This is a genomic window from Candidatus Avelusimicrobium sp. (assembly GCF_051874775.1).
GTDB lineage: Bacteria > Elusimicrobiota > Elusimicrobia > Elusimicrobiales > Elusimicrobiaceae > Avelusimicrobium.
On record NZ_JBJEGE010000017.1, the window covers coordinates 16,866 to 39,201 of the forward strand.

The window sequence follows — 22,336 nt, forward strand, 5'->3', positions numbered from 1 at the left end:
AAATCAGCGGACGGTCATTTTCAGCGTCCAAGTATATTTGCCGTGCGGGGGAATGGCAGACGCGCGGCGGATTTTATGCGCAACGTATATGTCGTCATACACACCAGTACACGGTTCCAAGGCAATATTGTAATCCCCACGGTATCCGCCCTGCGTTTTCCATACGCCCAAGTACGGTACTTTGTCGGCGGGATATTCGTAGATTAATTGTTCGCCCGTGTCGGCGTGTTCTATGCCGCACCAGCCGGCGGTGTTGGGGGCGGTAAAGTAAAATTTTTCGCAGTTTTGGGCGGAAACGGGTTCCGTGGCGGAAAGGTCCAAGGGGCGGCCGTTTACGTCGGTCGTCAGCGGATAACGGTGCGGCGTACCCCACGGCCCCAGCCGTTTGGTGGAGTGTTCCACCGTCATCACTTGGGTTAATCCGTCGGGGATTAAAAGTCGCGTATCGGGTGAACAAGCCAGCAGACAATGCGGCGTCCAAATAAATTCAAATGGTTCGTCCGCCGTGTTTTCGGCTTCGTATTCAAACAAAATTTCATTATTTTCAAGCGTTGCTTTGCGGGATAAAACATACGGGAAGCGTTCGCTTTTGACAACGGATTTTACGCTTTTTCCGTCTGCCGAAAATGTACTTCCCCACTGCATCGCCCATACCTCGCCGTGATCCGGTACGGGGAGGTTTTTCCACGGGCCGTACGGATACGGGGCTTGGTCGATGGAGGGAAACACTTCGTCAAATCCGCTGGAATCGTAAGAGGAAAAGGGCGCGCCGTAGGGCGGTATTTCCAAGGTTTCTTTGGCGGATTGGAATAAAAATTCCCGTCCGGTTTTTTTAGAAAGCAAACTGGCCAGTTTGCAGCCGTAATCGGGCAGGAAGGTAAGTTTTAACAAATCGTTTTCCAAAATTTTTGCGGCAAGTCCTTTGTACTGCGCGTTTGACATACAGGGTCTCCCTTTCCCGCGCGGCGCGGGATATTATTTTTCCGAAAATTTATCAAACGGAAACGGCATTATTTCCGCCAAGCGTTTGCAAAAAACGGTGCGGCGGGTTCCGTCCAGCACCGCCATATAAATAGGCGCATCGGGCGCAAGAAATTCGCTCATCACTTGGCGGCACGCGCCGCAAGGGGAGTTGAAATCCAGCTCCGGCAGTTTTTGGGTAACAAGCGCCAAGGCGCGTAATTTGCGTCTGCCCGCGCCCACGGCAGAAAAAATGGCGTTTCGTTCGGCGCAGACGGTTAATCCGTACGAGGCGTTTTCAATATTGGTGCCGGAGAAAATGTCCCCGTTTTCCGTCAGTACGGCGGCCCCCACTTTAAACTTAGAGTAGGGGGAATAGGAATTTTCGCGCGCCCGTTGGGCCGCGTCCAATAATTGTTCCTGCTCTTTGGGTGTTAGTGGCGTGTTCATACTTTTATTCTATAATAAAAGCGTAAAAAGTCAACCCCGTTCCGTTCGCGCGCGTACGGATTGTTTTGTTATAATAAATTATGAAAAAATGGATTTTACCCGCTGCGCTGATTGTTTGCGCGTGGTACTTTATGAAGAGTTCCCCCGAAATAAAAAACCTGCACAATCCCTATACCGCCGTCGTGGCGTTCGGGGACAGTTTAACCGCCGGTTACGGCGCGCCGAAAGGCGCTTCGTATCCGGACGTATTGGCGAAGAAATTGGGACGGCCCGTTATAAATTTAGGTTTATCCGGCGATACGGCGGTCAATGCTCCAACCCGCCTGCCGGATGTGTTGGCATACCGTCCGCATATCGTGCTGATTGAATTTGGTGCGAATGATTATATGCGCGGAATGTCTTGCGAAGAAGCCGTGCGCGCCGTAGCGCAAATGGTGGAAGCGGTGCAAAATGCGGGCGCGGTGGCCGTTATCGTGGATACGGGCGGCCCCGGAATGGGGGAATATACCAAGGCGTATCAAAGGTTGGCTGAAGAAAAGGGAGCCGTTTTTGTGCCCGCGATTTTGAAAGGGATTTTCCACGACCGGCGGTATAAATCCGATATGGTTCACCCCAATGCCGCCGGATACGAAAAAGTGGCGGAAAAAGTGTATAAGGCAATCAAACCCTACGTGAAACAATAACGGGCGGAAAATTTAATATTCCCGATGTGTATTGAGCAGCATTTCCTCGTTATGCGTCCAATAATACCACAGCGAATAAATTGCTATTACTAAACAGAATGCCGCAAGGGCATAAAAAATTTGTCCGATGATCAGGTCGTAATCCAACAGTCCGATGGGTTGTAAAATATAATGCCAATCTCCTTTAACCGTACCCGGGGCATAGTTTGTCATCATATCGGAAGAGGTCAGCGGCAATTTGCTGGCGCGCGCGTCGGACACATAGCGCGCCGCGTCGTACCAAGTGGTGCCGCACCAATACAACAGCGGGGGCAGTAGCAAACGCCCTCCTTGCAGCTGCAGAAAAAACAATATGCAGAGGGTCGGTACCAGCGTTTCCACTCCGTTTCCGGCCAGCGTGGTCAGCCAACTGGCAACGGGATAACATTCCCGCGCGGCGCCCGCGCAGGAGCCGGAAAGCATATAGGCGCCCATAAACGCAATTCTGCCGACGATATTGTGCGCAAATTCGTGAATCAGGTAATTGGGAAAATAAATAAAAATATTATCCTGCAAAGTTTTAATAAATCCCCCGCCCTGCCATTGAAATACGCACCAAACGGCCGCCAGCGCGCACAGCACCCGCCAAAAATTCCATTTGAAAAACAGAAAACTTTGGCGGTGCGGATCCAACCGGAATAAAATTTCGCGTAATGTGGAAATCATTTTAAGTGCTTAATCCTCTCCCGATACTTTTCTTCCAGGCGGGCATTGTGTGCGTCCCCTCCTGCGTTGCTGCTTTTGTAGACGGGCAGTTCCGCTCCTTTTTCCGCCAACAACTCTGCAGCGCGTACGAGCACCGCGTGAAACAAGCACGAAGCCGCGACGGTAGAAACGGGCCCCGTTTGAACACCGGCTGTTTCTAAAGCGGTTTCGTTGGAGGAGCAGCAGTTGTCTAGCGTTAAATCGGCTGCATCTTTTAATAAAAGTCCGCTTGAATGGCGGGAAGAACTGTTTGCGTGTGCACCCGCTGCTGTAACGGCAATGGTTTTTACGCCTGCTTTCTTGGCGTATAACGCGGCGTCTATGCCCGCAGGGTTGCGGCCGGAATTGGAAAAAATAAAAAGGATATCGTGCGGCTGAAACGTATGACGTCTAAGAACGGTATCCGCATATCCTTCCATTCTTTCCAGTGCGGTGGCGCAGGCGGCCCCGTTGTGGAACATTAATCCAATATCCAAAATAGCGTCTACGGCGGCGAAACAGCCGCTGCGGTGGAAAGGTTCCACGGCTGCGCTGGCGCTGTGTCCGCAGCCAAACGTATGAATAATGCCGTCGTTTGCCAAAGCGTCGGCCGTCAAGCGCGCCGCTTCTTCCAATGCAGGCATTTGGGTCCGTTCGATTTTGGCCAAAACGTCTGAAACGGCGGAAAAATAAGTATTTTTGAAAGCGTAGGTCATATTTCTATCATACCATAATCTAAACGAAAGCGTTTTTTGGTAGAAATGGGTTAAGCATTATGAGGGCTTGACCCGTTTTTTTTTTTTGATACATTTTACATATGAACAAAATTAATCAAAATTCTCCTTACGGGGATAAGAATGCCGGATTTACGCTTATAGAGTTGCTGGTTGTTGTTTTAATTATCGGCGTTTTGTCCGCAGTTGCGTTACCTCAATATACTAGAGCGGTGGCAAAATCTAGAGCGGTACAAGGAATAATGGGATTAAAGGCCATTACGGAGGCGCAGGAACGTTACTATATGGCCAATGGATATTATACGGCGCAATTGGATGAACTGGATATAACGGTGCCTAATACCCGTAATCAAGGGGGATATGGGTATTTCTGCGTCGACGGCAGAGGAAGCAGTGTAGCGACTACTTGTTATGGCAGCAGTCCAAAAGGGCCCTATTTAGAATTTTATTTATTAAGAGGTTCACAGCAACTGGCCGGAAAACGGTGGTGTGTTGCTTTTACCGAACAAGAACATTCTATCTGCCGTTCTTTCGGAGAATTGGATATGGGAAGCAGTATCGGAAAAGGATATTATTTAATGAATTAGCCGGAAATCAAAAAGTTCCAAGATTAGCAGAACTTTTGTGCATTATTAATCTGCCAGCGGTTCCAGTTCGCGTTCGTAACCTTCCGCCGCCACCACGCGGGCTTTAAAAATACGCCCCGTTTCCACCGGTTTTGTAAACGTTACTTTGCCGTCGATGTCCGGCGCGTCTTTATAGGTGCGCCCGAAGTCCGGCCCGTCGGCAATCGCTTCTAACGTGGTGCCGAGCAAGCGTTTGTTAATGCGGTCTATCACGCGGCTTTGCGTTTCCACCAGCGCGGCGGAGCGTTCCGCTTTTATTTCCTGCGGGATTTGTTCCATATCGTAAGCGGCGGTGCCTTGTTCGCGGAAATACTCAAACACGCCCATATTGTCAAACTCGTATTCTTGGACGAAGTGTTGGAGTTCGTTAAAATCTTTTTCCGTTTCCTGCGGAAATCCTACAATAAAATTCGTACGCAGCGAGATATCCGGCACTTCGGTTTTGAGCATATCCAGGGTGGCGCGGATTTGCGCGGCGTTACAATGGCGGTTCATCCGCTTTAACACGGGGTCGGCGATGTGTTGGAGGGGAATGTCAAGATAATGGAAAATTTTGTCCGTTCCCGCCATTAAACGCGCGAGTTCTTTCGTAACGCGGTGCGGATAGCCGTACATAATACGAAGCCGTCCCAGTCCGTTAATGTTTAATAATTTTTCCAACAGTTCCACTAACTGCGGCTTGCCGTATAAATCGGTTCCGTACGAGGTGGTGTCCTGTGCAATAAGTGAAATTTCTTTTACGCCGTTTTGCGTCATTAGTTCGGCCTCGCGCAGTATGTCCTCCATCGGTTTTGAACGGTACGCGCCGCGGATAAACGGAATGGTGCAATAGGCGCAGCGGTTGTTGCAGCCGTCGGCCACTTTTAAATAGGCAGTGTGCGGGGCTGTTAAACTCATTTTGTATTCTGGCAGATACAGGGATTTTGAAAGAGGTTCCAAAATAACACCTTGTTTTGTAAGCGTTTCTTCCACGGTTTCCTGTGCGGAAATGGAAAACAGCGTGTCAATCTCCGGAAATTCTTTCGCCACAGTTTCCTTAAACCGTTCTACCAAGCACCCCGTAACGGCCACTTTTTTGACGACGCCCGCTTTTTTTTGCGCTAACGCCCAGCGGATTTCTCCCTTGGCTTCCTGCACGGCGGAATCAATAAATCCGCAGGTATTGATGATAATTTCGTCCGCTTCTTCGGGGGTAAAAACCATTTCGTGCCCTTTAGCCAAGAGACGGGCGGAAAATTCCTCGCTGTTGGTTAAATTTTTGGGGCAGCCCAAGCTGATTAAATAAAATTTCATACGCTCCTCTATACCGCCACGTCCTCGGTTTTGACGGGCTTATTCTCCTCTTCTTCTTCGTCCTTATCGTGGCCCAAAAGCGCCATCCCGAAGGTAACTACGCCGATACGTCCCACAATCATCGTGGCGATGATGATTAGTTTGCCAAGCGCGGATAATTGGGAGGTAATCCCCGTAGACAGCCCCGCCGTACCCAGCGCGGCGGAAGATTCAAACACAAGGCCGATAAACGGCAAGTCTTCCGTCCAGGTCAGCAAAAACACGCTGACAAACAAAAAGAACGCATATACCAAAAACATAGAGGTGGCCGCATACAAACGCAGCAGCGGAAACCTTCGGCCCAAGAACTCCACGCGCGTATTCAACCGCAAGCGGTTATACATAATGGCGAGCATACTGCAAAATGTGGTGGTTTTCATTCCGCCCGCCGTACCGGAGGGGGATCCGCCGATGTTCATTAAAAGGATTAAAATAAGCAGCGCACACGAGGATAATCCGCCCACGCTCACGGTGTTAAATCCTGCGGTGGTCATCGCGTTGGCGGACTGAAAAAAGGCTTCCAACAGCGTCATCCCGGGGGTGGTAACGAACAGCGTAAAAGTGCCGAAAGCCACCATACACACCGTGGTAATGACGATAATTTTGGTGGTAAACGAAATTTGCTTGGATTTGCGGCGGATGAAATTAAATACGTCCGTCACCACAATAAAACCCATTGCGCCGGAAAGCGCCAAGCAGGAAATGACGATATTCATCGTCTTGCTGTCGGCAAAGTTTTCCAAACTGTTATTCCAGAGCGAGAAGCCCGCCGTACAAAACGCCGATACGCTGTGAAAAACGCTGTACCACGCGGCGTCAAAAATGCCGTAATTGTTATGACGGAAATAATTAAACAAAAATACCGCGCCGATCATTTCCGCCACGGCTGTAAATACCATAGCGGCCCATAAAAAATCGGACAGTTTTAACGTCTTGGGCAGCGAAACTTCGGCGGATATATTTTCCTGCTGGTATTTACGCAGGCGGTGCCGCTCGGAAAAAGATAAATACACAAACGAGGAAAACGTCATATATCCCACCCCGCCGATTTGGATGAGGATTAACACCACCAGTTTGCCTAAAAATGTATAGGAATCTGCAAAATTGACGCTGTTGAGTCCCGTTGTGGAAACGGCGGAGGCGGAGGTAAACAGATTGTCCAAAAACGACACGTCCGTCGTGTTCATAAACGGCAGAGAAAGGATAATCCCGCCTAAAATGGTATAGGAAAGAACCGTTTGCGCAATATTTTGGTGCGGCGTCAAATGCACCAAAAACAGCGTGTATTTTTTGAAGGAAACCTGAATAAATTCTTTTGTTTTGGCGTATACTTCGCGCCAGTTGATTTTTGCCATATACCCTTATTATATAAATTTGCCCGCACGCAGCAAACAACGTGCGGGCAAAAAGGCTTATTGGGCACGTTCTAACACGTAGTAGGCGGGTTTTTCACCGCGAAAGAGGTAATCTCCGCTCTTCCATTCAAAAAACAGATATTCTTTTCCGTTGATTTTTTTGATTTCGTACGCAGAAGCCGTTTTATCTCCGTGGTGCAGTACAAAACCTTTCGTCCACGTAATGGCGGGCGACATCGGCGTTTTGCCTTTAGGAAGGAAGGTAAGCGTTTTTAAATATAAATCTCCGCGCCAGTATTTTTGTTCGGGCGTAAAGTCCTCCGGTTTAAACACAAAATCCACTGCGCGCCATTTGCCCACTACTTTTTTATCGTTTTTAAACGGCAGGTTGACGTTGTCTGTGCGCAAGTCGGCGGATTTTTTTGCGTCTGAAATAGTCCGCCGCCGCGCTGCCGGCCAGCATAAACGTCCATACTTCCAACGTCGCTTTTTGCGGATTATACTCTTCAAAGCGTTGGTACAATTTTTCAAAGATGCACGAGGTTAAATCTTCGGCCTCCTGCGGGCCGGAAGAACGGTACCGTGCATAGTTGTACACGCGCGTAAAGAAGGTATTATAATAATCCTCAAAATTCATAAGCGTTCCTGTTTGGAGCCGTCATCTATTAATACGCAGGAATTTCTAAAATATTACAAATAACGGTAAAGCCATAAAAATCCCCGACTTGGGCCGTCGGGGATTTGTCGCACAGAGCGGTTATTTGACGTTGACCGTCACTTTTACGTCCGGATGGAGCGTTTGGTGGACGGGGCACGTGTTGACGGCGGAAAGATACAGTTTCTTCTGTTCGTCGGTAAAGTGGGCGGGAAACGTAATGTCCAATACAAATTCGGCTACGCGGCGCGGTTTGTCAGCCATCACTTTATCAATAGAGATGTGGGTTCCCGCAAAATTTTCTTTGCGTACGGCGGCCATTTTGCCCATAATCGTCAGTATGCATGAAGCAAAAGCCGAGGCCAGTAAATCCGTGGGAGAAAAACGGCGCCCTTTACCGCCGTTGTCGGGCGGAAGGTCGGTTTCCAGAACGGAGCCGGTCGGGCCGTGGACGAGTTTGGTTTCTCCGTCGCCCGTATATGTGCAAGTAATGGTAGTCATATTAAATTCTCCTTGTTAAAACGTATTCATATTATACTTTTTACGGTTGTATAAAAACGCAGCCGTTTGGCCGCGTTTTTTAGTCTCCGCGTTTAAGCGGTTTGTGCCAAGCGTGTGAACAGCTCTTTTTGTTCCCGCGTCAGCGTGCGGGGGACGTCTATCGTCAGCGTAACGTACAGGCTGCCTTTTGCGCTGAGCCCCTTGCCGCTTAGTTTGAGCTTTTTGCCGTTGTGCGTGCCGGCCGGAATTTTCACTTTAACTGGGCCGTCCAAAGTAGGCACGAAAATCGTACCGCCCAAGGCCGCCGTCCACGGCATAATGGTCACGGGAACGTGTAAATTCTCTCCTTCCAGGCGGAACATCGCGTGCGGGCGGATTTTGATGATTAAATACAAGTCTCCGTTGCCGCGCCGCGTGGGATTGCCCATTCCTTTGAGTTTGATTTTTTTGCCTTCGCTTACGCCGGCCGGAAATTTAACCGTTACGGCGCGTCCGCTGGGCAGCGTCAGCTGCATATTGCCGCCGCGGTGGGCGTCCTCCAAATTAAGCGCCAGTTCCGCTTCCACGTCTCCCGCCGCTTGGCCTGAGGCTGCGCTGCGGCCGAAATTCTGCCCGAATCCGGCAAACCCGCCGCCGCCCATTCCGCCGAAAATGCTTTGGAAAAAATCACTGAAGTCCGCTCCGCCTCCGCCGGAGGAGAAGCCCTGCGCTCCGCCAAAACCGCCAAAGTCCTGCCCGCCGCCGTACGAATACTGTTGGTATTGTTGGTACGGATTGGCTCCGCCGGCGCGCGTGCGGGACGATGTGCCCCCGCCGCGGGCGTAATCCTGATAGCCTTGCTCGCCGACCTGGTCGTAGATGGTGCGTTTTTGTTTGTCGGACAGCACGGTATAGGCTTCGTTGATGTCCTTAAATTTTTCGGTCATTTTGGCTTTTTCCGATTCCGGATGCATATCCGGATGGTATTTGCGCGCCATACTTTTAAACGCTTTTTTGATTTCTGCGTCCGAGGCGTTTTTATTTACGCCCAAAATTTTATAATAGTCTTTATACTCTGCCATAAAATCCCCCTTTACAGTTATCATTTTATATAATTTTTTCTAGGATGCAATATGCTAAATAGCACTAAAAATTCCGTAAAAACGCCGCTTCGGCTGATTTTGGCGACGAATGCGCTGTCGTCACTGACGAACCAGTTTATGCAGCTTTTGCTGCCGTGGTATGTGTTGTTCTCCACCGGCAACGTGCTGTGGACGGGATTTGTGGGGTTCTGTTCGCTCCTGCCCAATATCTTTTCAGCCGTTTTCGGCGCGCGGTTTATTGAAAAAATCGGCCGTTCTAAAGCCATGCTTTCGTGTGAAGCGGTCCAGTTTTTGCTCCTGTCTTCCATTCCCGTATTGATTTTTTTCGGCAAGGATTATCCTTGGTTGGTGGGGGGAATTGTTTTTATCAGCTCCGTGTTTGATGCTCCGGCGGAATTGGCGCGTACGGCGTTGTCGCCCACGTTTTCGCGCTATGCGGGCGTACCGCTGTCCAAAACAGCAGGGCTGGTGGAGGCGTTTGACGGGTTTATGTCCGTGTTGGGGCCGGTGCTGTGCGGCGCGGTAATTGCCTTGTACGGGCTGCTGGCCGCTTGGGTGTGGTGCGCCGTATTCTGCGCGCTCATCGTGACGCTGTGCCTTGTGATGTTTTCGCACCGTAAACCGCGTCAGCTGCGCGCGTCGCCGTCGTACGGGGAAGTGTGGCGGGCCGTCCGCGCCGACCGTGTGCTGTGGCTGCCCATTCTGTTTACCGTGCCGACGTTTATTTTGGGGCAGTCTTGGGAGTTAGTTTTATTGCCTACCTATATTTATGAACGCGGATTTTCGTCGGTTTATTTGGGGCTGCTCGGGGCATCGTTTGGTCTCGGCGCGTTTCTGGGCGCGTTCGTATTTGCCGCCCGCGCGGAAAGATTTACTTTTTTCAAATTGCTGACGTTTAATTATTTGGGATATTTTTTATCGGTGGCGGTGTTATATTTTCCGCTTCCCGCTTGGGTGGTGCTGGGGGCGACATCGTTATGCGGGCTGCCGTTCGGCGCGTTTTTGGCGATGATAAAGAGCGTTATTTTGCTGCGGACTTCGCCTGAACGAAGAAGCAAAACGTTGGGATTGTTTGCGGCGCTGACGTATGCGGTGGAAAGCGTGTGTGTATTGGGCTTGGCCGCGTGGATACACGCGGGCGGACTTACGCAGATGCTGGAAGGGCTTTTGTTTTTATTCGGCGCGCTTGTTTTTGTGAGCGTTTTGGCGCGGCAGAAAGAAGATTTTTGGGAGGTTTTATCGTCGGAGCAAAAGAAATTGTTTACAAAATAAAAATTATTTCATACAATATCTATGTAGTAAGAATGAGCCGCACAAAAAACAAATTTTTCCCCGATAGCTCAATGGTGGAGCGACCGGCTGTTAACCGGTAGGTTGTAGGTTCGAGTCCTACTCGGGGAGCCATTTAAAAAAGCACCCAAATGGGTGCTTTTTTATTGGCTTGGGACCCCGAGAGCGGCATAAACTGCTTTATGCCGCGTTAGGACGAGAAAGGCGGAGCGATGTTTTTGTTTGAGGCGCGTGGTTGCGCCGAAAGGCAAAAACCGCGAGCCCGGGCTGCAGGAAAATTCCGTCAGGAATTTTACCGGAAGCCGAGTCAGGGGAGCCATTTAAAAAAGCACCCAAATGGGTGCTTTTTTATTGGCTTGGACCCCCGAGAGCGGCATAAACTGCTTTATGCCGCGTTAGGACGAGAAAGGCGGAGCGATGTTTTTGTTTGAGGCGCGTGGTTGCGCCGAAAGGCAAAAACCGCGAGCCCGGGCTGCAGGAAAATTCCGTCAGGAATTTTACCGGAAGCCGAGTCAGGGGAGCCATTTAAAAAAGCACCCAAATGGGTGCTTTTTTATTGGCTTGGACCCCCGAGAGCGGCATAAACTGCTTTATGCCGCGTTAGGACGAGAAAGGCGGAGCGATGTTTTTGTTTGAGGCGCGAACGCCACCGCCGCCAAAATACCAATAATTAACACCACCACCAATAATTCAATTAAGGTAAAGCCCGACTGCTTCATTTTTTTCTCCTTATTCTGTTTTCGGGCAAACAAAAACGGCTGTTATGTTTGAGCCATTTTCCCTAACCCAAATCATAACAGCCGCGGCCCCCGCCATATAAAAATATGGCGGGAAGCACTCGACACAGTATACCCAAGGGATCCGCTCGGATATACTGTGTCTGAATCGGCTGTTTTTGGAGGGAAAATGTGCCGCCGCTGTCCCGTCAGCGCACCGTATTTTGCATACGGTTCCAAAAACAGAATTAAATTTTTTGTAAGCCGCGTTTAAGGCTTATCGTGTATTTACTATACTCCTTATACTAAATATAATTTATAACAATAATTTTGGCGTTCTTTGGCCAGCATTTTTTTGAAACTTTACAAAACAGGCCGAATGTAAACCTAGGATCTAAGGTCCTAGCGGCGAATAGGACTTTTGACTCTGGTACGTTGGACAAAAATCTGTCACAATAGCTATATGAAGATTTTTCAATGTTTATTTTTACTGTTGTTTTGTTATCTTGCGTGTGGTTCATTATATGCGCAGGGCGGTTTGGCGCGCGGAGTGAAGAGTATTGTGTCGGTTCGGAGTGTTCAATTGGCGCGGCAGGCCTTTACGCAAAGGAAATTAATAAGCCAAGTTTCCCGCGGATTGGTGCAAATTTCCCGCCCCGGTGCGTCGGAAGTGTTGGGGACGGGGTTTATCGTTAGTTCTCATCGGCGTTTATGGGTGGCGATGCCGTATCATATCGGTGGAGTTGCCGGTTCGCGGCGTTTAATCCGTTTCATGGGGGAAAACCAGCAGCCGGTAGAACGTGAAATCAGTATAGTTGCAAACGGCAACGCAGGGTGGCATTCGCTGGATATTTCTTTGGCGGAGTTTCCGCAGGAGGAAGCGCCGTTTGTGCAGCCGCTTTCTATCGGAGCGCCGATGTTAAATAAAGAGGCGTATTCGTTTGGATACGTTTATGGACGCGTTTCTGGTCTGGAAGAAATTTTGCCGATGGAACGTTATCTATTTAATGCGGAAGGTTTTGGGCTGACGGCGGACCGCCGTATCTTTGGGGAAGATGTAAAAAATCCGTTTAATATCAGCGGTTACTGCGGATCGCCCGTCGTTCAGCAGATAGATGGCCAATGGAATGTTGTGGGAATGCATGTCGGCAGCTGTGAAGCAGCAGAGGGACTACCGCGGAGTTTTGCCGTCAATGTGTCTAAGGGGTTACCGCTTTTGCTCAACCGCTATTTAGAAAATGGCTACAACTTTTCGCGCGATTTATCGTTTAGAGGTTGGTCAATCGGCAAGTTGCTTCCGTCTGAAAGAGTGTATGCCGTATCGGTTCTTCGCGACGGGGAAATCGTTTTTGTCCAAGAACTGCGTAATTATCCCCATCCATATTCCGATGATCATTGCGAACTGGCGTTTGGAGATTTTGAATTGCTGTTAGGGGATGAGCTCCACTTTTCCATCCGCAACAACCAACGGGAAATGCGGCATATTACATACAAATTACCGTAACCGTCTAATATAAAAAAATTGTTACCATAGAATAAACACATTCTTATTCTAATAGTATCTTGAAGGAGGAATAAATATGGCAATTATCAAAACGACATTAGGCAAAAATTTAGAAACGACGGGAATTTTAGTGGATTCCGCTGCGCACGTAAAAACCGCCTTTATTGATCCGCGCAGTGAGATGAACCCAGGGGAATTGTTATGTGCTGCATTAGGGGCGTGTATGATGACAAAAATGGGATTTGTTGCGTCCAAACGCGGGGAGGATGTTAGCGGAGCGGAAGTAACATTAGAACCAGTATTTGACGATAAACATACCCGCATAACTGCGATAAAAGTGAAATTTTCATTTCCTGAATGGCTTAAAAATGATTATAAAACCTTTTATGCACAGGCGGCGCAGGAGTGTCCGGTGCACAACAGTTTACGGGAGGACATTGCCTTTAACGTAAGTGTTAAATAGCGGCTAGTGTTAACTGCGTAATTTGTAGAACGGGCGAAAAAATGTTTTCCGCCCGTTCTTGCTATTTTGGCCGCTGACACCGTGATATCGTTTTTGAGGGGGAATTGGCTCGCAGGGAGCGGATCACAGGGTGCAGTCCGCAGGGTTTCGGGGCTCTGTCGTGCGCATCTTCGTCATTCCCGAAGGGCAGGCGGCCCGCAGGGTTCGAGAAGCTGTTGTTTTTTAATAGTCATCCCGTGATGTTTCTGCACGGGATCTCCCGCTTATTTATTGTCGTTCATTCGTTCGCGCCATTTCTACAATAGTGTGGCTCCAGTAGTCAGATGCGCGCGGTGGAAAAGGGGACCCAGCTGCTGGGCCTTGATCCGTTTTTTTTTTTTGATACACTGTGGTATCCCGAAAGTTTCTGTTTGGGATATTTCGATTGGGGTTTATTTCGTTAAAATCGGTAGTTTCTGAACAGACGCATTGTAGGATAATTTTTTTGATGGGAGAATGTAATATGAAAGGTTTTACGCTGATTGAATTATTAGTGGTGGTGCTTATTATCGGCATTTTGTCATCGGTGGCGTTGCCACAGTACCAAAAAGCGGTGCTGAAAAGCCGCACTGCGGAGGCGTGGGCGAATTTAAAAACGCTCAATATGGCCGCCAATGCATATTGTTTGGAAAATCCGAGCGGATCGGGGGCATATGTGAACAATGCTTTTAGGGAAGCGCTATCGGTTACAGTAAACGATTCTAAATATTGGCATTATTGGGGTTCTGTTAATTGCGCTTCATCTACTCCCATCGCTTTTGGCGCTTATAGCTTTAACGCAAGCTCCAACTCTCTTTTATTGTGGCTTAACGCCAAAACCGGCCGTCGTTCGTGTAGCGGCGCAGGGGCAAATGATTGCGCCAAGATAGGGTTTACTAACACTTCATCAGACTCCAGTATTTGTACTTGCGGATCCGGTTGCGGCGCGTCATCCTGCTACTACGCGGATTAGTTTGTTGTTGCAATAAAAGGCCCTCTCTTGGAATAAGAGAGGGCCTTTGTGACGGCTAAAACTTATTTGCCGGTGACTGCTGCGGCTCCGCCCGTCAAATCCTTAATGGCGGCGACGGCGCCCAACACGTTGCTGGCTTCGTAGGGCATATAGACAACTTTGTTATCTTTGCCTTCCGTCATTTTCGTCAGCGCTTCAATGTATTTAAGCGAAATCATATAGCTGGCCGGATTGGATGACTGTGCCACCGTGCCCGCCACAATTTTGACGGATTCCGCTTCGGCGTTAGCCACTTTAATTTTGGCTTCCGCCACACCTTCGGCCTGTAAAATAGCGGCCTGTTTCATACCTTCGGCTTTTTTAATTTCAGATTCGCGCACGGCTTCCGCTTTTAAAATTTGGGCCGTTTTGGTACCTTCGGCTTCCGTGACCATAGCGCGGCGGTCGCGTTCGGCTTTCATCTGTTTTTCCATTGCCTCGCGAATAGCGGCGGGGGGAATGATATCCTGCAATTCTACGCGGTTTACTTTTACGCCCCATTTGTTGGAAGCGTCGTCCAAAATCACCTGTAATTTCCCGTTGATGATTTCGCGTGACGTAAGCGTTTGGTCTAAATCCATTTCACCGATGATATTTCTGAGTGTGGTCTGCGTTAGTTTTTCAATGGCGGTCGGCAGTGATTCCACCTGATAGGCCGCTTTCAACGGATCCGTGATTTGAAAGTACAGAAGAGCGTTGATTTCAATACCTACGTTATCTTTGGTAATTACGCTTTGGCGCGGAAAATCGTATACCGTTTCGCGCATATCAATTGTGTCGCGCATTTCCATACACGGCACGGAACGCGTGCGGCCGGAGCCGTCCACATATTCGCGGCTGTTGCGCCATTCCATCAAGTGCGGTTTATCCATAATCGGGATAATCCAGTTGATACCCGGGTTTAATACTTCCAAGTATTTGCCGAAGCGTTCAATAATCATCACTTGCGCCTGTTTAACGACGATAATACCTTTGGCGATAATGACGATAACGAAAAATACGAACGCGGCTAAAAAAACAAGTCCCATTTCTCCTAATCCTTCCATATCTTTTCTCCTTTTATAATTTACGCGCCTTGGCGCGGTTTGCAAATCAGTTTTTGGGGGTTACCGTAAGCGTTACGCCGTCCAGTTTTTCCACTATGCATACGGTTCCCACGGGCAGCGGTTGTTTGGCGGTGGCTTTCCAACTTTCACCGTTTACTTTTACGCGGCCAGTTTCCTGTACCGGATCAATGGACGTTTCCACTACGCCTTCCTGTCCGATGACGGCTTCCGCCGGAGTTTTGACAGGGGTGGATTTGTCGTATAAATGTTTCCGTGCAAATGGACGGATTCCCAGCCAGCAGACAGCGGCTACTAACGCAAATGCGCCCACCTGCGGCCAAACGCCCAAGCCAAACCACGATGCGGCGGCTGCTCCCAGCGCACCGATTCCCAAGCACGCCAGCGAAAATTCCATTGTAAACATCTCGCCCACAAAACACGCCACGGCGAGTATTAAATAGACGTAATAATTCATACCGCCTCCCACTTAATTTTTAATAATTTCCAAATATTCCCGCAGATATTTTAAACGCCGTTCGTCACGCAGTTTATTCAGGACGTAAATCATATTGGCAATGAAACGCCTCACGATTAAGCGTGAGGAAAGCGGTAATAAAAATTCATCGTTCCATTCGATTTGTCTGGTACGGATGTAGGTGCGGCAGTCCTCTTGCGAAAGGAGTTTTCCTGCGTCCAGCGGGTCAATAAACCAAGATTCTCGTGCGGACAAACCGCGCAAATGCACCAAAATCCGTCCGGCCAAATCCACAAGGTTTACATCCAAGCCATAGCGTTGGCCGATTGTTACGTAAAGGCACGCGGCGCACAGACTGGAGCCGCGTTTTTTGCGCAGAAAACGCGCGAAAGAAATGTCTTTAATGTCCAGATTGGCCGGCAGGGTTTGAAAACCTTTTACGTGAAAAAAATAATGACTTAAAATAGTGGCAATTTCCGTGTGGTTTTTAGCATTTAAAAGTGCGCCGCGCAATTCGCGTGCCATATCGTCAAGCGGGCTGGAAATCTCTTTGCTAGGCAGGGCGGGGCTGGTAAATTTGGAAAGGAGCGCCAGGCCTTCTTCTAAGTCCGGATTGATTTTAGCGGCAAAACGCGCTAAGGCGGTGGCTAAATCTTCCCAACAGATTTCTTCCAATGTGTGAACCACGGGAAGCGGCGCGGAGGTTTTAAATTCTTCTAGAATGGCACTCTGCACGCGGGCCGGATCGGCCTTGATGGCGGCGGCAAGTTCGCGCTTGAGCATCGGACCGTATGCGTCCGACTCGGTTTGCAGTAATCTGATTAGCGCTTTTACGCGGTCGTTGCCCTGTGTTTCCATATAGTAAGATTAGCATATTAACAGGGGAATTTCCACCGTTTTTTTACGACGGAAAACGTGAAATATTTTCCGGCCGTGTTTGCGGGGGAAAAACCGGCTGCGGCAAGAGGACCAATTGGAGGGCGCCGGTCCTTTGCCGGAAGGGGGTTGTTTTGTTTTTTTTTTTTGATAAACTGGGGATAATCCGATATTTGGCGGCTTACTTTACTATCGTCATTCCCGAATGTTTTTATCGGGAATCTGTAGTTTCGCAACGACGAGATTCCGTACTAAAACATTACGGAATGACGCAACAGAACGATAACGCCGCCAAACCTAATACAGAAGGAGGAAATACAATGAAAGGTTTATTTGCCGTCATTCTGAATTTATTTCAGAATCCAGTTGTTAATAAATCCCATAACAAGGGGTTTACCTTAATCGAACTATTGGTTGTGGTATTAATTATTGGTATTTTGTCGTCGGTAGCGTTGCCGCAGTACCAAAAGGCCGTGAACAAATCCCGTATGTCAGAAGCGTGGACGACGCTTAAGTCAATGAACGATGCCGTAGCTGCCGCTGCGTTGGAATTGGGCCGTATGCCGACTTCCTTGGACGAGTTGCCTGTTTCTTTTGGGGATGGAACTGGAAGCGGACGCAGCTTTTCCACCAAGTATTATACATACTACATAGATGATCGGCAAATCGACGGGCAGGGCGGCGGATTTGCGGTGGATAAAAATCAGAAATATATTTTATCTATTGCTTACGGGCAGCGGCATTGTTATTCTTATCAATATCCAGAAGAATGTAAAAAAATAGGTTTTAGCAAAAATGGCGGGGGATGTACGTCCAGCGCTGGACCGTATGTATCAGACTCAGGGTGTTTTGTGGAGTAATTTTTCTGCCGCTAAAAAACCCGCTCTTTTGGAGCGGGTTTTTTAGCGCAAACAAATGTTATTTAATGTCTTTTTCGTTGGCGGTAATGGAGAGCACCACGCGGCGGTTTTGCGCGCGTCCGGCGGCTGTGGCGTTGGACGCAATCGGGTTAGAAGAGCCATAGCCCACATAGGTAATGCTCAAGGTTTTCAGGCCGCTTCCCAATAAGAAATCGTACACGGCTTTGGCGCGCTGCGTAGAGAGTTTATTGTTGATGGCGTCGGAACCGGTAGAGTCGGTATACCCTTGTACCACAATGCGGTTTTTGGGATATTTGTTCAGCACTCTGTTGAGGTCCGTCAGCGTTTGCATCGCATCGGCGGAAAGTTCGGAGCTGCCGGTAGCAAATAAAATATCGTTTTTCAGATAAACCTGAATGCCGTTGTCGGATTTGACTACCTCGGCAATAGCGGCCAGTTCTTTGGCTTGTTTGTCGTAATAATTGCCCAAGGCTCCGCCCACGACTAAACCGGCCAACGCGCCGTAAACGGCCCCTTGTCCGCTTTTCCCGCCCGTGTTGTTGGCGATAATGGCTCCGGCGGCCGCACCCACGGCGGCTCCTCCGGCGGCGCCCCAAGCAGTGCGCTTGCCCGGGGTGGTGCAGGCCGTCACCAATAGGGCGCAGGCCGTGCAAACTAAAATGGTTTTTTTCATGGTGAATTTTTCTCCTTTTACAAATTGGGATAAATATATTGTACTTTATTTACGGCGGAGCAATATAAGAAAAATGATAGGTTGGGCGTGGACAAGCCGGCAGGGTGTCTCACCCCACCTTTGTGTTGGGGGGAACATCGTAGGTTACCCATTTATTGGCGCCAATGACGCTGTTTTCGCCGATAGTAACATTGCCTAGCACGGTGGCTTCGGCATAGATGATGACGTTGTCTTGCAAATTGGGGTGGCGTTTAATTCCTTTAACGGGGTTGCCGTTTTCATCCAGCGGAAAACTTTTTGCTCCCAGCGTGACTCCTTGGTAGAGTTTTACATTAGCTCCGATAACACACGTCTCTCCGATCACGATACCCGTGCCGTGGTCAATAAAAAACGCGGGACCGATTTTCGCGCCAGGGTGTATGTCGATTCCCGTTACGCTGTGGGCGTACTCGGTAACGATGCGCGGAATTAACCGTACGCCGCGGGCATATAAAAAATGCGCCATACGCTGAAAGGTTATGGCGGTAATCCCCGGGTAGCAAAGCAGCGGTTCTATAGGGCTGACGGCGGCGGGATCGCCTTCGTAGGCGGCGTTGACGTCGCTGACGAGCAGCTTTTGCAGTGTAGGTAAGTGTGCAATAAAATCAAGCGTAATTTGACGGGCTTTATCGTCGCAGGCGGCGCAGTCGCCTTTTTCCGCACACAAAAAACAGAGTGAATTTTTGATTTGCTTGGTAAGGCGTTCTGCCAAAATGTTTAGCGGCGCGTCACAGGTGTTTTCGTGGCATACGAGCGGATATTGGTATAAAAAATCTTTCAGCGTACGAAAAATTTCCACCGTTTCATTGGCCGATGGAATATATTTCGCCCGTTCGTAAAAATTATGGCCGAAGGTGTTTTTTAATTCTTGGGAAACCGTTTTAAAAATATTCATAATTACATTTTAAAATCTTCGCCTAAATATAAACGGCGGGCGTTGGTATCGTTTAAAAGTGTATTTTGGTCGCCTTCCACTAAAATTTTACCGTCATAAATCAGATAAGCGCGTTCGGTCAGCGGCAGGGTCTCGCGGACGTTGTGGTCGGTAATTAGTACACCAATGCCTTTGTCTTTGAGTTTAAAAATCATCTGCCGCAGATCGGAAACGGTAATCGGGTCAATGCCAACGAACGGCTCATCCAAAAGGATAATTTTCGGGTTGCTGATCATACAACGCGCAATTTCCATACGGCGTTTTTCGCCGCCGGAAAGCGTCCACGCTTTTTGTTTAGACAGTTTCGTAAGACCAAATTCATTCAACAACTCGTCTACGCGGCGTTTTTGTTCCCTTTTATCGTCTAAAATGCGTTCCAGTATGGCCAGCAGGTTTTCTTCTACGGTAAGCCCTTTGAAAATAGTGGGTTCCTGCGCTAAATAACCCAGTCCGTGGCGGGCGCGTTCGTACATCGGCAGATTAGTAACGTCGTTGCCGTCTATAAATACGCGGCCGCGGGTCGGGCGGATAAAGCCCACCAACATATAAAACGAAGTGGTTTTGCCCGCACCGTTGGGGCCCAAAAGGCCGACGATTTCGCCGGATTTGACGTGAATATCCACGCCTTTGACAACCATACGGTCTTTATATACTTTTACGATTTGTTCGCTGCGAAGTTGCATAATAAAACCTCTAAAATTTGGAGTTTACGTCCGCATCATTTAACTGCGGGGAAACAATCCAGCCTTGTACTTTCCCGTCAAGCGATACGGTATTTGCCGCGTTATCGGAGGAAACCTTGTCGGCAATGACGGCAAATGTACCCTGCTCCGTTTTCCCGTATACGATCGGCCGCGCACCATACGCGTAAGAAGCATTTTTATTTCCGTCATAAACAATGGTTTCGGCTTCCAGCGTGCGCGCCCCGTCGGTCGCTTGTGCTCCGCCTTCCAATATGGCGTAATTTTCGGCCTGTTTATACGTGGCTTTTTGGGCGGTAAGAATTTCGGTGCCTGCCGGCGTGGAGCGTTCCACGCGCACTGTATCTTGCAAAATAAAAATCTTTTGGTTTAAATCAAACGATGCGTGTTTTGCGGTGGCGGTAACGGTTTGTTTTTTTGCGTCCGAATAGATGAGCTTGACTGTTTTATCCGCATTTGCCGTCAAAACGCCTTTTTGTGTTTTATAGTTGTAGCGGGCGTTGTCCGCATATGCTTCGTAAAATGATCCGTCCGGCTCATTTTGGCGCAAATAGACGCGTCCGCGGGCGGAAAAACGGTTTATCGCGCGCTCGGAAAGCGCATAATCCGCGCGGAAAACGTATGAGCCGTTGTCATAGGATACGTTACCCGTAAATTCTTCCTGTTGTTTGTCTTTATAAATCACCCAGCTGTCGCTTTGCACTACGCCGCCCAGTACAGGGGGAATTTCGGCCGCAGCTTTGCGTTTATTTTTTAAATTGTTTTTTGCTTCGTCTACCCGCGGTTTGGCGGCGGGCACGGGAATTTGGGGGCCGTCGGCGCGAATCGTTTTACAGCCGTTTAAAAAAACGGACAGCACAAGCAGCGAAGAAAAGAAAACTGTTTTTTTCATAATTTTTTCCGCTGCAGTTCTGTTGCGTTTTTCGGCAGACGCGTGGACTGCTTTTTGAGTTCAATTTTGGTTAATTTGGAATTTGTTTCCACTCCGCCGCGCGCTGTAACTTTGGCGCCGCCGCGGATGACGGTGGTTTTCTCGTCGGACCAGATACGGTCTTTGTTGATGTCGTAAAATACGCGGTTTGTGGCAATGACGACGTCCTCCGTAAAGGAAGCGATTTTAGCGTTTCCGTTGATTGTAACAAGTTTTTGAGTGTAATCAAAGGTGCCCGAGTCACCCGATACGCGTGCGCTGTCCTGTCCGTTTTCTTTCAGCAGCAGTTCTGGTTTTCTGAGTGTAGCGCTCTGCAGGTCGGCAAAGTCGACGTTTTCGGCGGTAAGCAGCCATTTTTTTTGGCTGTCTTTGGACTCAAAAATAGAAACTTTTGACGCAATCTGAATTCCGGCGTCATCTTCGGGGGCAAACGAGTCTTTGCCGCCGCAGCCGGCCAGCGTTAAAAGAAGGAAAGGAAAAAAGACAATCTTTTTCATTTTTTATCCAGTAACGCCAAAAATTCAATTAAATCTTTTTCGTCGATAATTCCCACTACTTTGCCCGTTTTATCCAGTACCGGCAGGTTATCTACGTGTGTAGCGTGAATCTTTTTGGCGGCTTCGATGGCAGGCATTTCGTCGGTTAAATGGTGCGGTTTTTTTGTCATCACTTCCGTGATATTTTTGCCCAATACGTCTGCTCCCTGTTGGAGCAGGCGGCGCAGGTCCCCGTCGGTAAAATAGCCGGCCAGTTTGCCGTTTTTGTCCACCACGCTGGTTGCGCCTACGCCGCCGGTTTTGGTCATCACAAACAGTGTGTCCTGCACGGTGGCCGTAAGCGGTACGATGGGATTGTTCTTGCCGGTACGCATTAAATCTTTTACTTGCTGGGTGAGTAGTTTACCCAACGAACCGCCCGGGTGGAAGGTGGCAAAATCGCGTTTTTCAAAATGTTTGACTTTCATCAGACACAGCGCTAATGCGTCGCCTATCGCCAAGGTAGCAGTAGTAGAGGCCGTCGGCGCAAGATTATAGGGGCAGGCTTCGCGCTCAATGTAAACGGGAATATGAATATCTGACATCAGCGCAAGTTTGGAGGCTTTATGCCCCGTCATTGAGATAATTGTTAATTTGCGGCGTTCCAGCGCGGGTAAAATGCGGTTGATTTCTTCCGTCTGCCCCGAAAACGAGATGGCCAAAATAACGTCTCCCGCCGTAATCATTCCCAAATCTCCGTGCAAGGCTTCCACCGGATGGACGAAAAAAGACGGCGTTCCGGTAGAGGCAAGCGTGGCGGCTATTTTCCGCCCAATAAGTCCGCTTTTGCCGATACCGAGTATGACGACGCGCCCCTTAGTCTTGGCGATAACGTCCACCGCTTTTAAGAATTCCGCACCAATGCTTTTGCGGCTCAGTTCCAACGCTTTATGTTCCACGTCCAACACTTCTAAAGCCAATTTTTTTACGGCGGAGGGGGAGTATTTTGGAATCATAATTTTTACCTATTCAGCCACGGTGTGGTTTGTGCCGCGGGCTGGTGTTTTTGGTACGGCGCGGGCAATTTTGCCGTTGCATACACCAACACGAAATACGCTGCCAGACAGCACGCAAGCAGTACGCCAAAAATTTTGGCGTGCCATAAAAGCGTGGGTTTCCAAGCGGAGTTTTCGTTCATCG

General features: G+C 49.0%; 28 protein-coding genes and 1 tRNA gene. 8 read left to right on the forward strand and 21 right to left on the reverse strand.

Annotation, left to right across the window (positions count from 1 at the left end; genetic code table 11):
• Positions 1–3: 3 nt before the first annotated feature.
• Both ACI351_RS03420 and cdd read right to left on the reverse strand, forming a co-directional pair.
• Positions 4–942, reverse strand: coding sequence for a DUF5107 domain-containing protein (locus ACI351_RS03420; RefSeq protein WP_439733858.1), 939 nt, complete (start codon positions 940–942; stop codon positions 4–6).
• A gap of 33 nt (positions 943–975) precedes the next feature.
• On the reverse strand, positions 976–1,410 hold the full coding sequence (gene cdd / locus ACI351_RS03425; RefSeq protein ID WP_439733859.1) for a cytidine deaminase: 435 nt from the start codon (positions 1,408–1,410) through the stop codon (positions 976–978).
• Positions 1,411–1,490: 80 nt separating this feature from the next.
• Here cdd and ACI351_RS03430 point away from each other — a divergent pair, with 80 nt between their 5' ends.
• Entirely contained in the window at positions 1,491–2,093 is a 603-nt protein-coding gene (locus ACI351_RS03430) for a GDSL-type esterase/lipase family protein (RefSeq protein WP_439733860.1), read from the forward strand.
• A gap of 12 nt (positions 2,094–2,105) precedes the next feature.
• Here ACI351_RS03430 and ACI351_RS03435 read toward each other — a convergent pair whose 3' ends face one another.
• Together ACI351_RS03435 and ACI351_RS03440 are read right to left on the reverse strand one after the other, a co-directional pair.
• Positions 2,106–2,798 (reverse strand): hypothetical protein, encoded by a 693-nt coding sequence (locus ACI351_RS03435; RefSeq protein ID WP_439733861.1) that lies wholly within the window; start codon positions 2,796–2,798, stop codon positions 2,106–2,108.
• Entirely contained in the window at positions 2,795–3,532 is a 738-nt protein-coding gene (locus tag ACI351_RS03440) for a sugar isomerase domain-containing protein (RefSeq protein ID WP_439733862.1), read from the reverse strand. Before ACI351_RS03440 ends, ACI351_RS03435 begins: the two co-directional genes overlap by 4 nt.
• Positions 3,533–3,633: 101 nt before the next feature.
• Between ACI351_RS03440 and ACI351_RS03445 the strand changes: the two genes are divergently transcribed.
• Positions 3,634–4,137, forward strand: a complete 504-nt coding sequence (locus tag ACI351_RS03445) for a type IV pilin protein (RefSeq protein WP_439733863.1) — start codon at positions 3,634–3,636, stop codon at positions 4,135–4,137.
• Positions 4,138–4,182: 45 nt separating this feature from the next.
• Here ACI351_RS03445 and rimO read toward each other — a convergent pair whose 3' ends face one another.
• From rimO to ACI351_RS03475, 6 genes are all read right to left on the reverse strand, one after another.
• Positions 4,183–5,469, reverse strand: coding sequence for a 30S ribosomal protein S12 methylthiotransferase RimO (rimO, locus tag ACI351_RS03450; protein ID WP_439733864.1), 1,287 nt, complete (start codon positions 5,467–5,469; stop codon positions 4,183–4,185).
• A gap of 8 nt (positions 5,470–5,477) precedes the next feature.
• Positions 5,478–6,863, reverse strand: a complete 1,386-nt coding sequence (locus tag ACI351_RS03455) for a TrkH family potassium uptake protein (RefSeq protein ID WP_439733865.1) — start codon at positions 6,861–6,863, stop codon at positions 5,478–5,480.
• Positions 6,864–6,920: 57 nt separating this feature from the next.
• A complete protein-coding gene (locus ACI351_RS03460; protein ID WP_439733866.1) occupies positions 6,921–7,271 on the reverse strand; it encodes a hypothetical protein in 351 nt (116 codons plus the stop codon).
• A complete protein-coding gene (locus ACI351_RS03465) occupies positions 7,240–7,500 on the reverse strand; it encodes a sigma factor (RefSeq protein WP_439733867.1) in 261 nt (86 codons plus the stop codon). Before ACI351_RS03465 ends, ACI351_RS03460 begins: the two co-directional genes overlap by 32 nt.
• A 120-nt stretch (positions 7,501–7,620) precedes the next feature.
• Complete coding sequence (locus tag ACI351_RS03470; RefSeq protein WP_439733868.1) at positions 7,621–8,019, reverse strand: OsmC family protein; 399 nt, start codon at positions 8,017–8,019, stop codon at positions 7,621–7,623.
• A 92-nt stretch (positions 8,020–8,111) separates the two neighbouring features.
• Positions 8,112–9,080 carry a DnaJ C-terminal domain-containing protein gene (locus ACI351_RS03475; RefSeq protein WP_439733869.1) on the reverse strand — a complete coding sequence of 323 codons (969 nt, stop codon included), beginning with the start codon at positions 9,078–9,080 and terminating at the stop codon, positions 8,112–8,114.
• A gap of 51 nt (positions 9,081–9,131) precedes the next feature.
• On the opposite strand from ACI351_RS03475, the gene ACI351_RS03480 reads away from it, so the two are divergent.
• Both ACI351_RS03480 and ACI351_RS03485 read left to right on the forward strand, forming a co-directional pair.
• Complete coding sequence (locus ACI351_RS03480) at positions 9,132–10,373, forward strand: MFS transporter (RefSeq protein ID WP_439733870.1); 1,242 nt, start codon at positions 9,132–9,134, stop codon at positions 10,371–10,373.
• A 57-nt stretch (positions 10,374–10,430) separates the two neighbouring features.
• A tRNA-Asn gene (locus ACI351_RS03485) sits at positions 10,431–10,505 on the forward strand.
• A 476-nt stretch (positions 10,506–10,981) separates the two neighbouring features.
• Here the strand turns inward: ACI351_RS03485 and ACI351_RS03490 are convergent.
• Complete coding sequence (locus ACI351_RS03490) at positions 10,982–11,110, reverse strand: type IV pilin protein (RefSeq protein ID WP_439733871.1); 129 nt, start codon at positions 11,108–11,110, stop codon at positions 10,982–10,984.
• A gap of 460 nt (positions 11,111–11,570) precedes the next feature.
• On the opposite strand from ACI351_RS03490, the gene ACI351_RS03495 reads away from it, so the two are divergent.
• From ACI351_RS03495 to ACI351_RS03505, 3 genes are all read left to right on the forward strand, one after another.
• Positions 11,571–12,611, forward strand: coding sequence for a hypothetical protein (locus ACI351_RS03495; RefSeq protein ID WP_439733872.1), 1,041 nt, complete (start codon positions 11,571–11,573; stop codon positions 12,609–12,611).
• Positions 12,612–12,687: 76 nt separating this feature from the next.
• Positions 12,688–13,074, forward strand: a complete 387-nt coding sequence (locus ACI351_RS03500) for an OsmC family protein (RefSeq protein WP_439733873.1) — start codon at positions 12,688–12,690, stop codon at positions 13,072–13,074.
• 502 nt (positions 13,075–13,576) lie between these two features.
• Complete coding sequence (locus tag ACI351_RS03505) at positions 13,577–14,065, forward strand: type IV pilin protein (RefSeq protein WP_439733874.1); 489 nt, start codon at positions 13,577–13,579, stop codon at positions 14,063–14,065.
• 62 nt (positions 14,066–14,127) lie between these two features.
• Here the strand turns inward: ACI351_RS03505 and ACI351_RS03510 are convergent, their stop codons facing one another.
• Genes ACI351_RS03510 through ACI351_RS03520 form a run of 3 tightly spaced genes read right to left on the reverse strand, consistent with a single transcriptional unit; the run spans position 14,128 to position 16,483 of the window.
• The gene (locus ACI351_RS03510; protein ID WP_439733875.1) at positions 14,128–15,150 is read right to left on the reverse strand and encodes an SPFH domain-containing protein; all 1,023 of its coding nucleotides are present in this window, start codon (positions 15,148–15,150) and stop codon (positions 14,128–14,130) included.
• Between the two features lie 46 nt (positions 15,151–15,196).
• The gene (locus tag ACI351_RS03515; RefSeq protein ID WP_439733876.1) at positions 15,197–15,625 is read right to left on the reverse strand and encodes an NfeD family protein; all 429 of its coding nucleotides are present in this window, start codon (positions 15,623–15,625) and stop codon (positions 15,197–15,199) included.
• Between the two features lie 12 nt (positions 15,626–15,637).
• Positions 15,638–16,483 carry a transglutaminase family protein gene (locus ACI351_RS03520; RefSeq protein WP_439733877.1) on the reverse strand — a complete coding sequence of 282 codons (846 nt, stop codon included), beginning with the start codon at positions 16,481–16,483 and terminating at the stop codon, positions 15,638–15,640.
• Positions 16,484–16,821: 338 nt separating this feature from the next.
• Here ACI351_RS03520 and ACI351_RS03525 point away from each other — a divergent pair, with 338 nt between their 5' ends.
• Positions 16,822–17,361, forward strand: coding sequence for a type IV pilin protein (locus ACI351_RS03525; RefSeq protein ID WP_439733878.1), 540 nt, complete (start codon positions 16,822–16,824; stop codon positions 17,359–17,361).
• A 58-nt stretch (positions 17,362–17,419) separates the two neighbouring features.
• Here the strand turns inward: ACI351_RS03525 and ACI351_RS03530 are convergent, their stop codons facing one another.
• The 7 genes from ACI351_RS03530 to ACI351_RS03560 all read right to left on the reverse strand — a co-directional run bounded on the left by ACI351_RS03530 (position 17,420) and on the right by ACI351_RS03560 (position 22,334).
• Positions 17,420–18,055, reverse strand: a complete 636-nt coding sequence (locus ACI351_RS03530) for an OmpA family protein (RefSeq protein WP_439733879.1) — start codon at positions 18,053–18,055, stop codon at positions 17,420–17,422.
• Between the two features lie 109 nt (positions 18,056–18,164).
• Positions 18,165–18,989, reverse strand: coding sequence for a serine O-acetyltransferase EpsC (gene epsC / locus ACI351_RS03535; protein WP_439733880.1), 825 nt, complete (start codon positions 18,987–18,989; stop codon positions 18,165–18,167).
• Positions 18,990–18,991: 2 nt separating this feature from the next.
• The gene (lptB, locus tag ACI351_RS03540) at positions 18,992–19,711 is read right to left on the reverse strand and encodes an LPS export ABC transporter ATP-binding protein (RefSeq protein WP_439733881.1); all 720 of its coding nucleotides are present in this window, start codon (positions 19,709–19,711) and stop codon (positions 18,992–18,994) included.
• A gap of 10 nt (positions 19,712–19,721) precedes the next feature.
• The gene (locus ACI351_RS03545) at positions 19,722–20,621 is read right to left on the reverse strand and encodes an LptA/OstA family protein (RefSeq protein ID WP_439733882.1); all 900 of its coding nucleotides are present in this window, start codon (positions 20,619–20,621) and stop codon (positions 19,722–19,724) included.
• Entirely contained in the window at positions 20,618–21,157 is a 540-nt protein-coding gene (gene lptC, locus ACI351_RS03550) for an LPS export ABC transporter periplasmic protein LptC (protein ID WP_439733883.1), read from the reverse strand. The genes ACI351_RS03545 and lptC overlap by 4 nt, the downstream gene beginning before the upstream one ends.
• On the reverse strand, positions 21,154–22,152 hold the full coding sequence (locus ACI351_RS03555) for a KpsF/GutQ family sugar-phosphate isomerase (RefSeq protein WP_439733884.1): 999 nt from the start codon (positions 22,150–22,152) through the stop codon (positions 21,154–21,156). The genes lptC and ACI351_RS03555 overlap by 4 nt, the downstream gene beginning before the upstream one ends.
• 5 nt (positions 22,153–22,157) lie before the next feature.
• Positions 22,158–22,334 carry a hypothetical protein gene (locus ACI351_RS03560; RefSeq protein WP_439733885.1) on the reverse strand — a complete coding sequence of 59 codons (177 nt, stop codon included), beginning with the start codon at positions 22,332–22,334 and terminating at the stop codon, positions 22,158–22,160.
• Between the last annotated feature and the right edge of the window lie 2 nt (positions 22,335–22,336).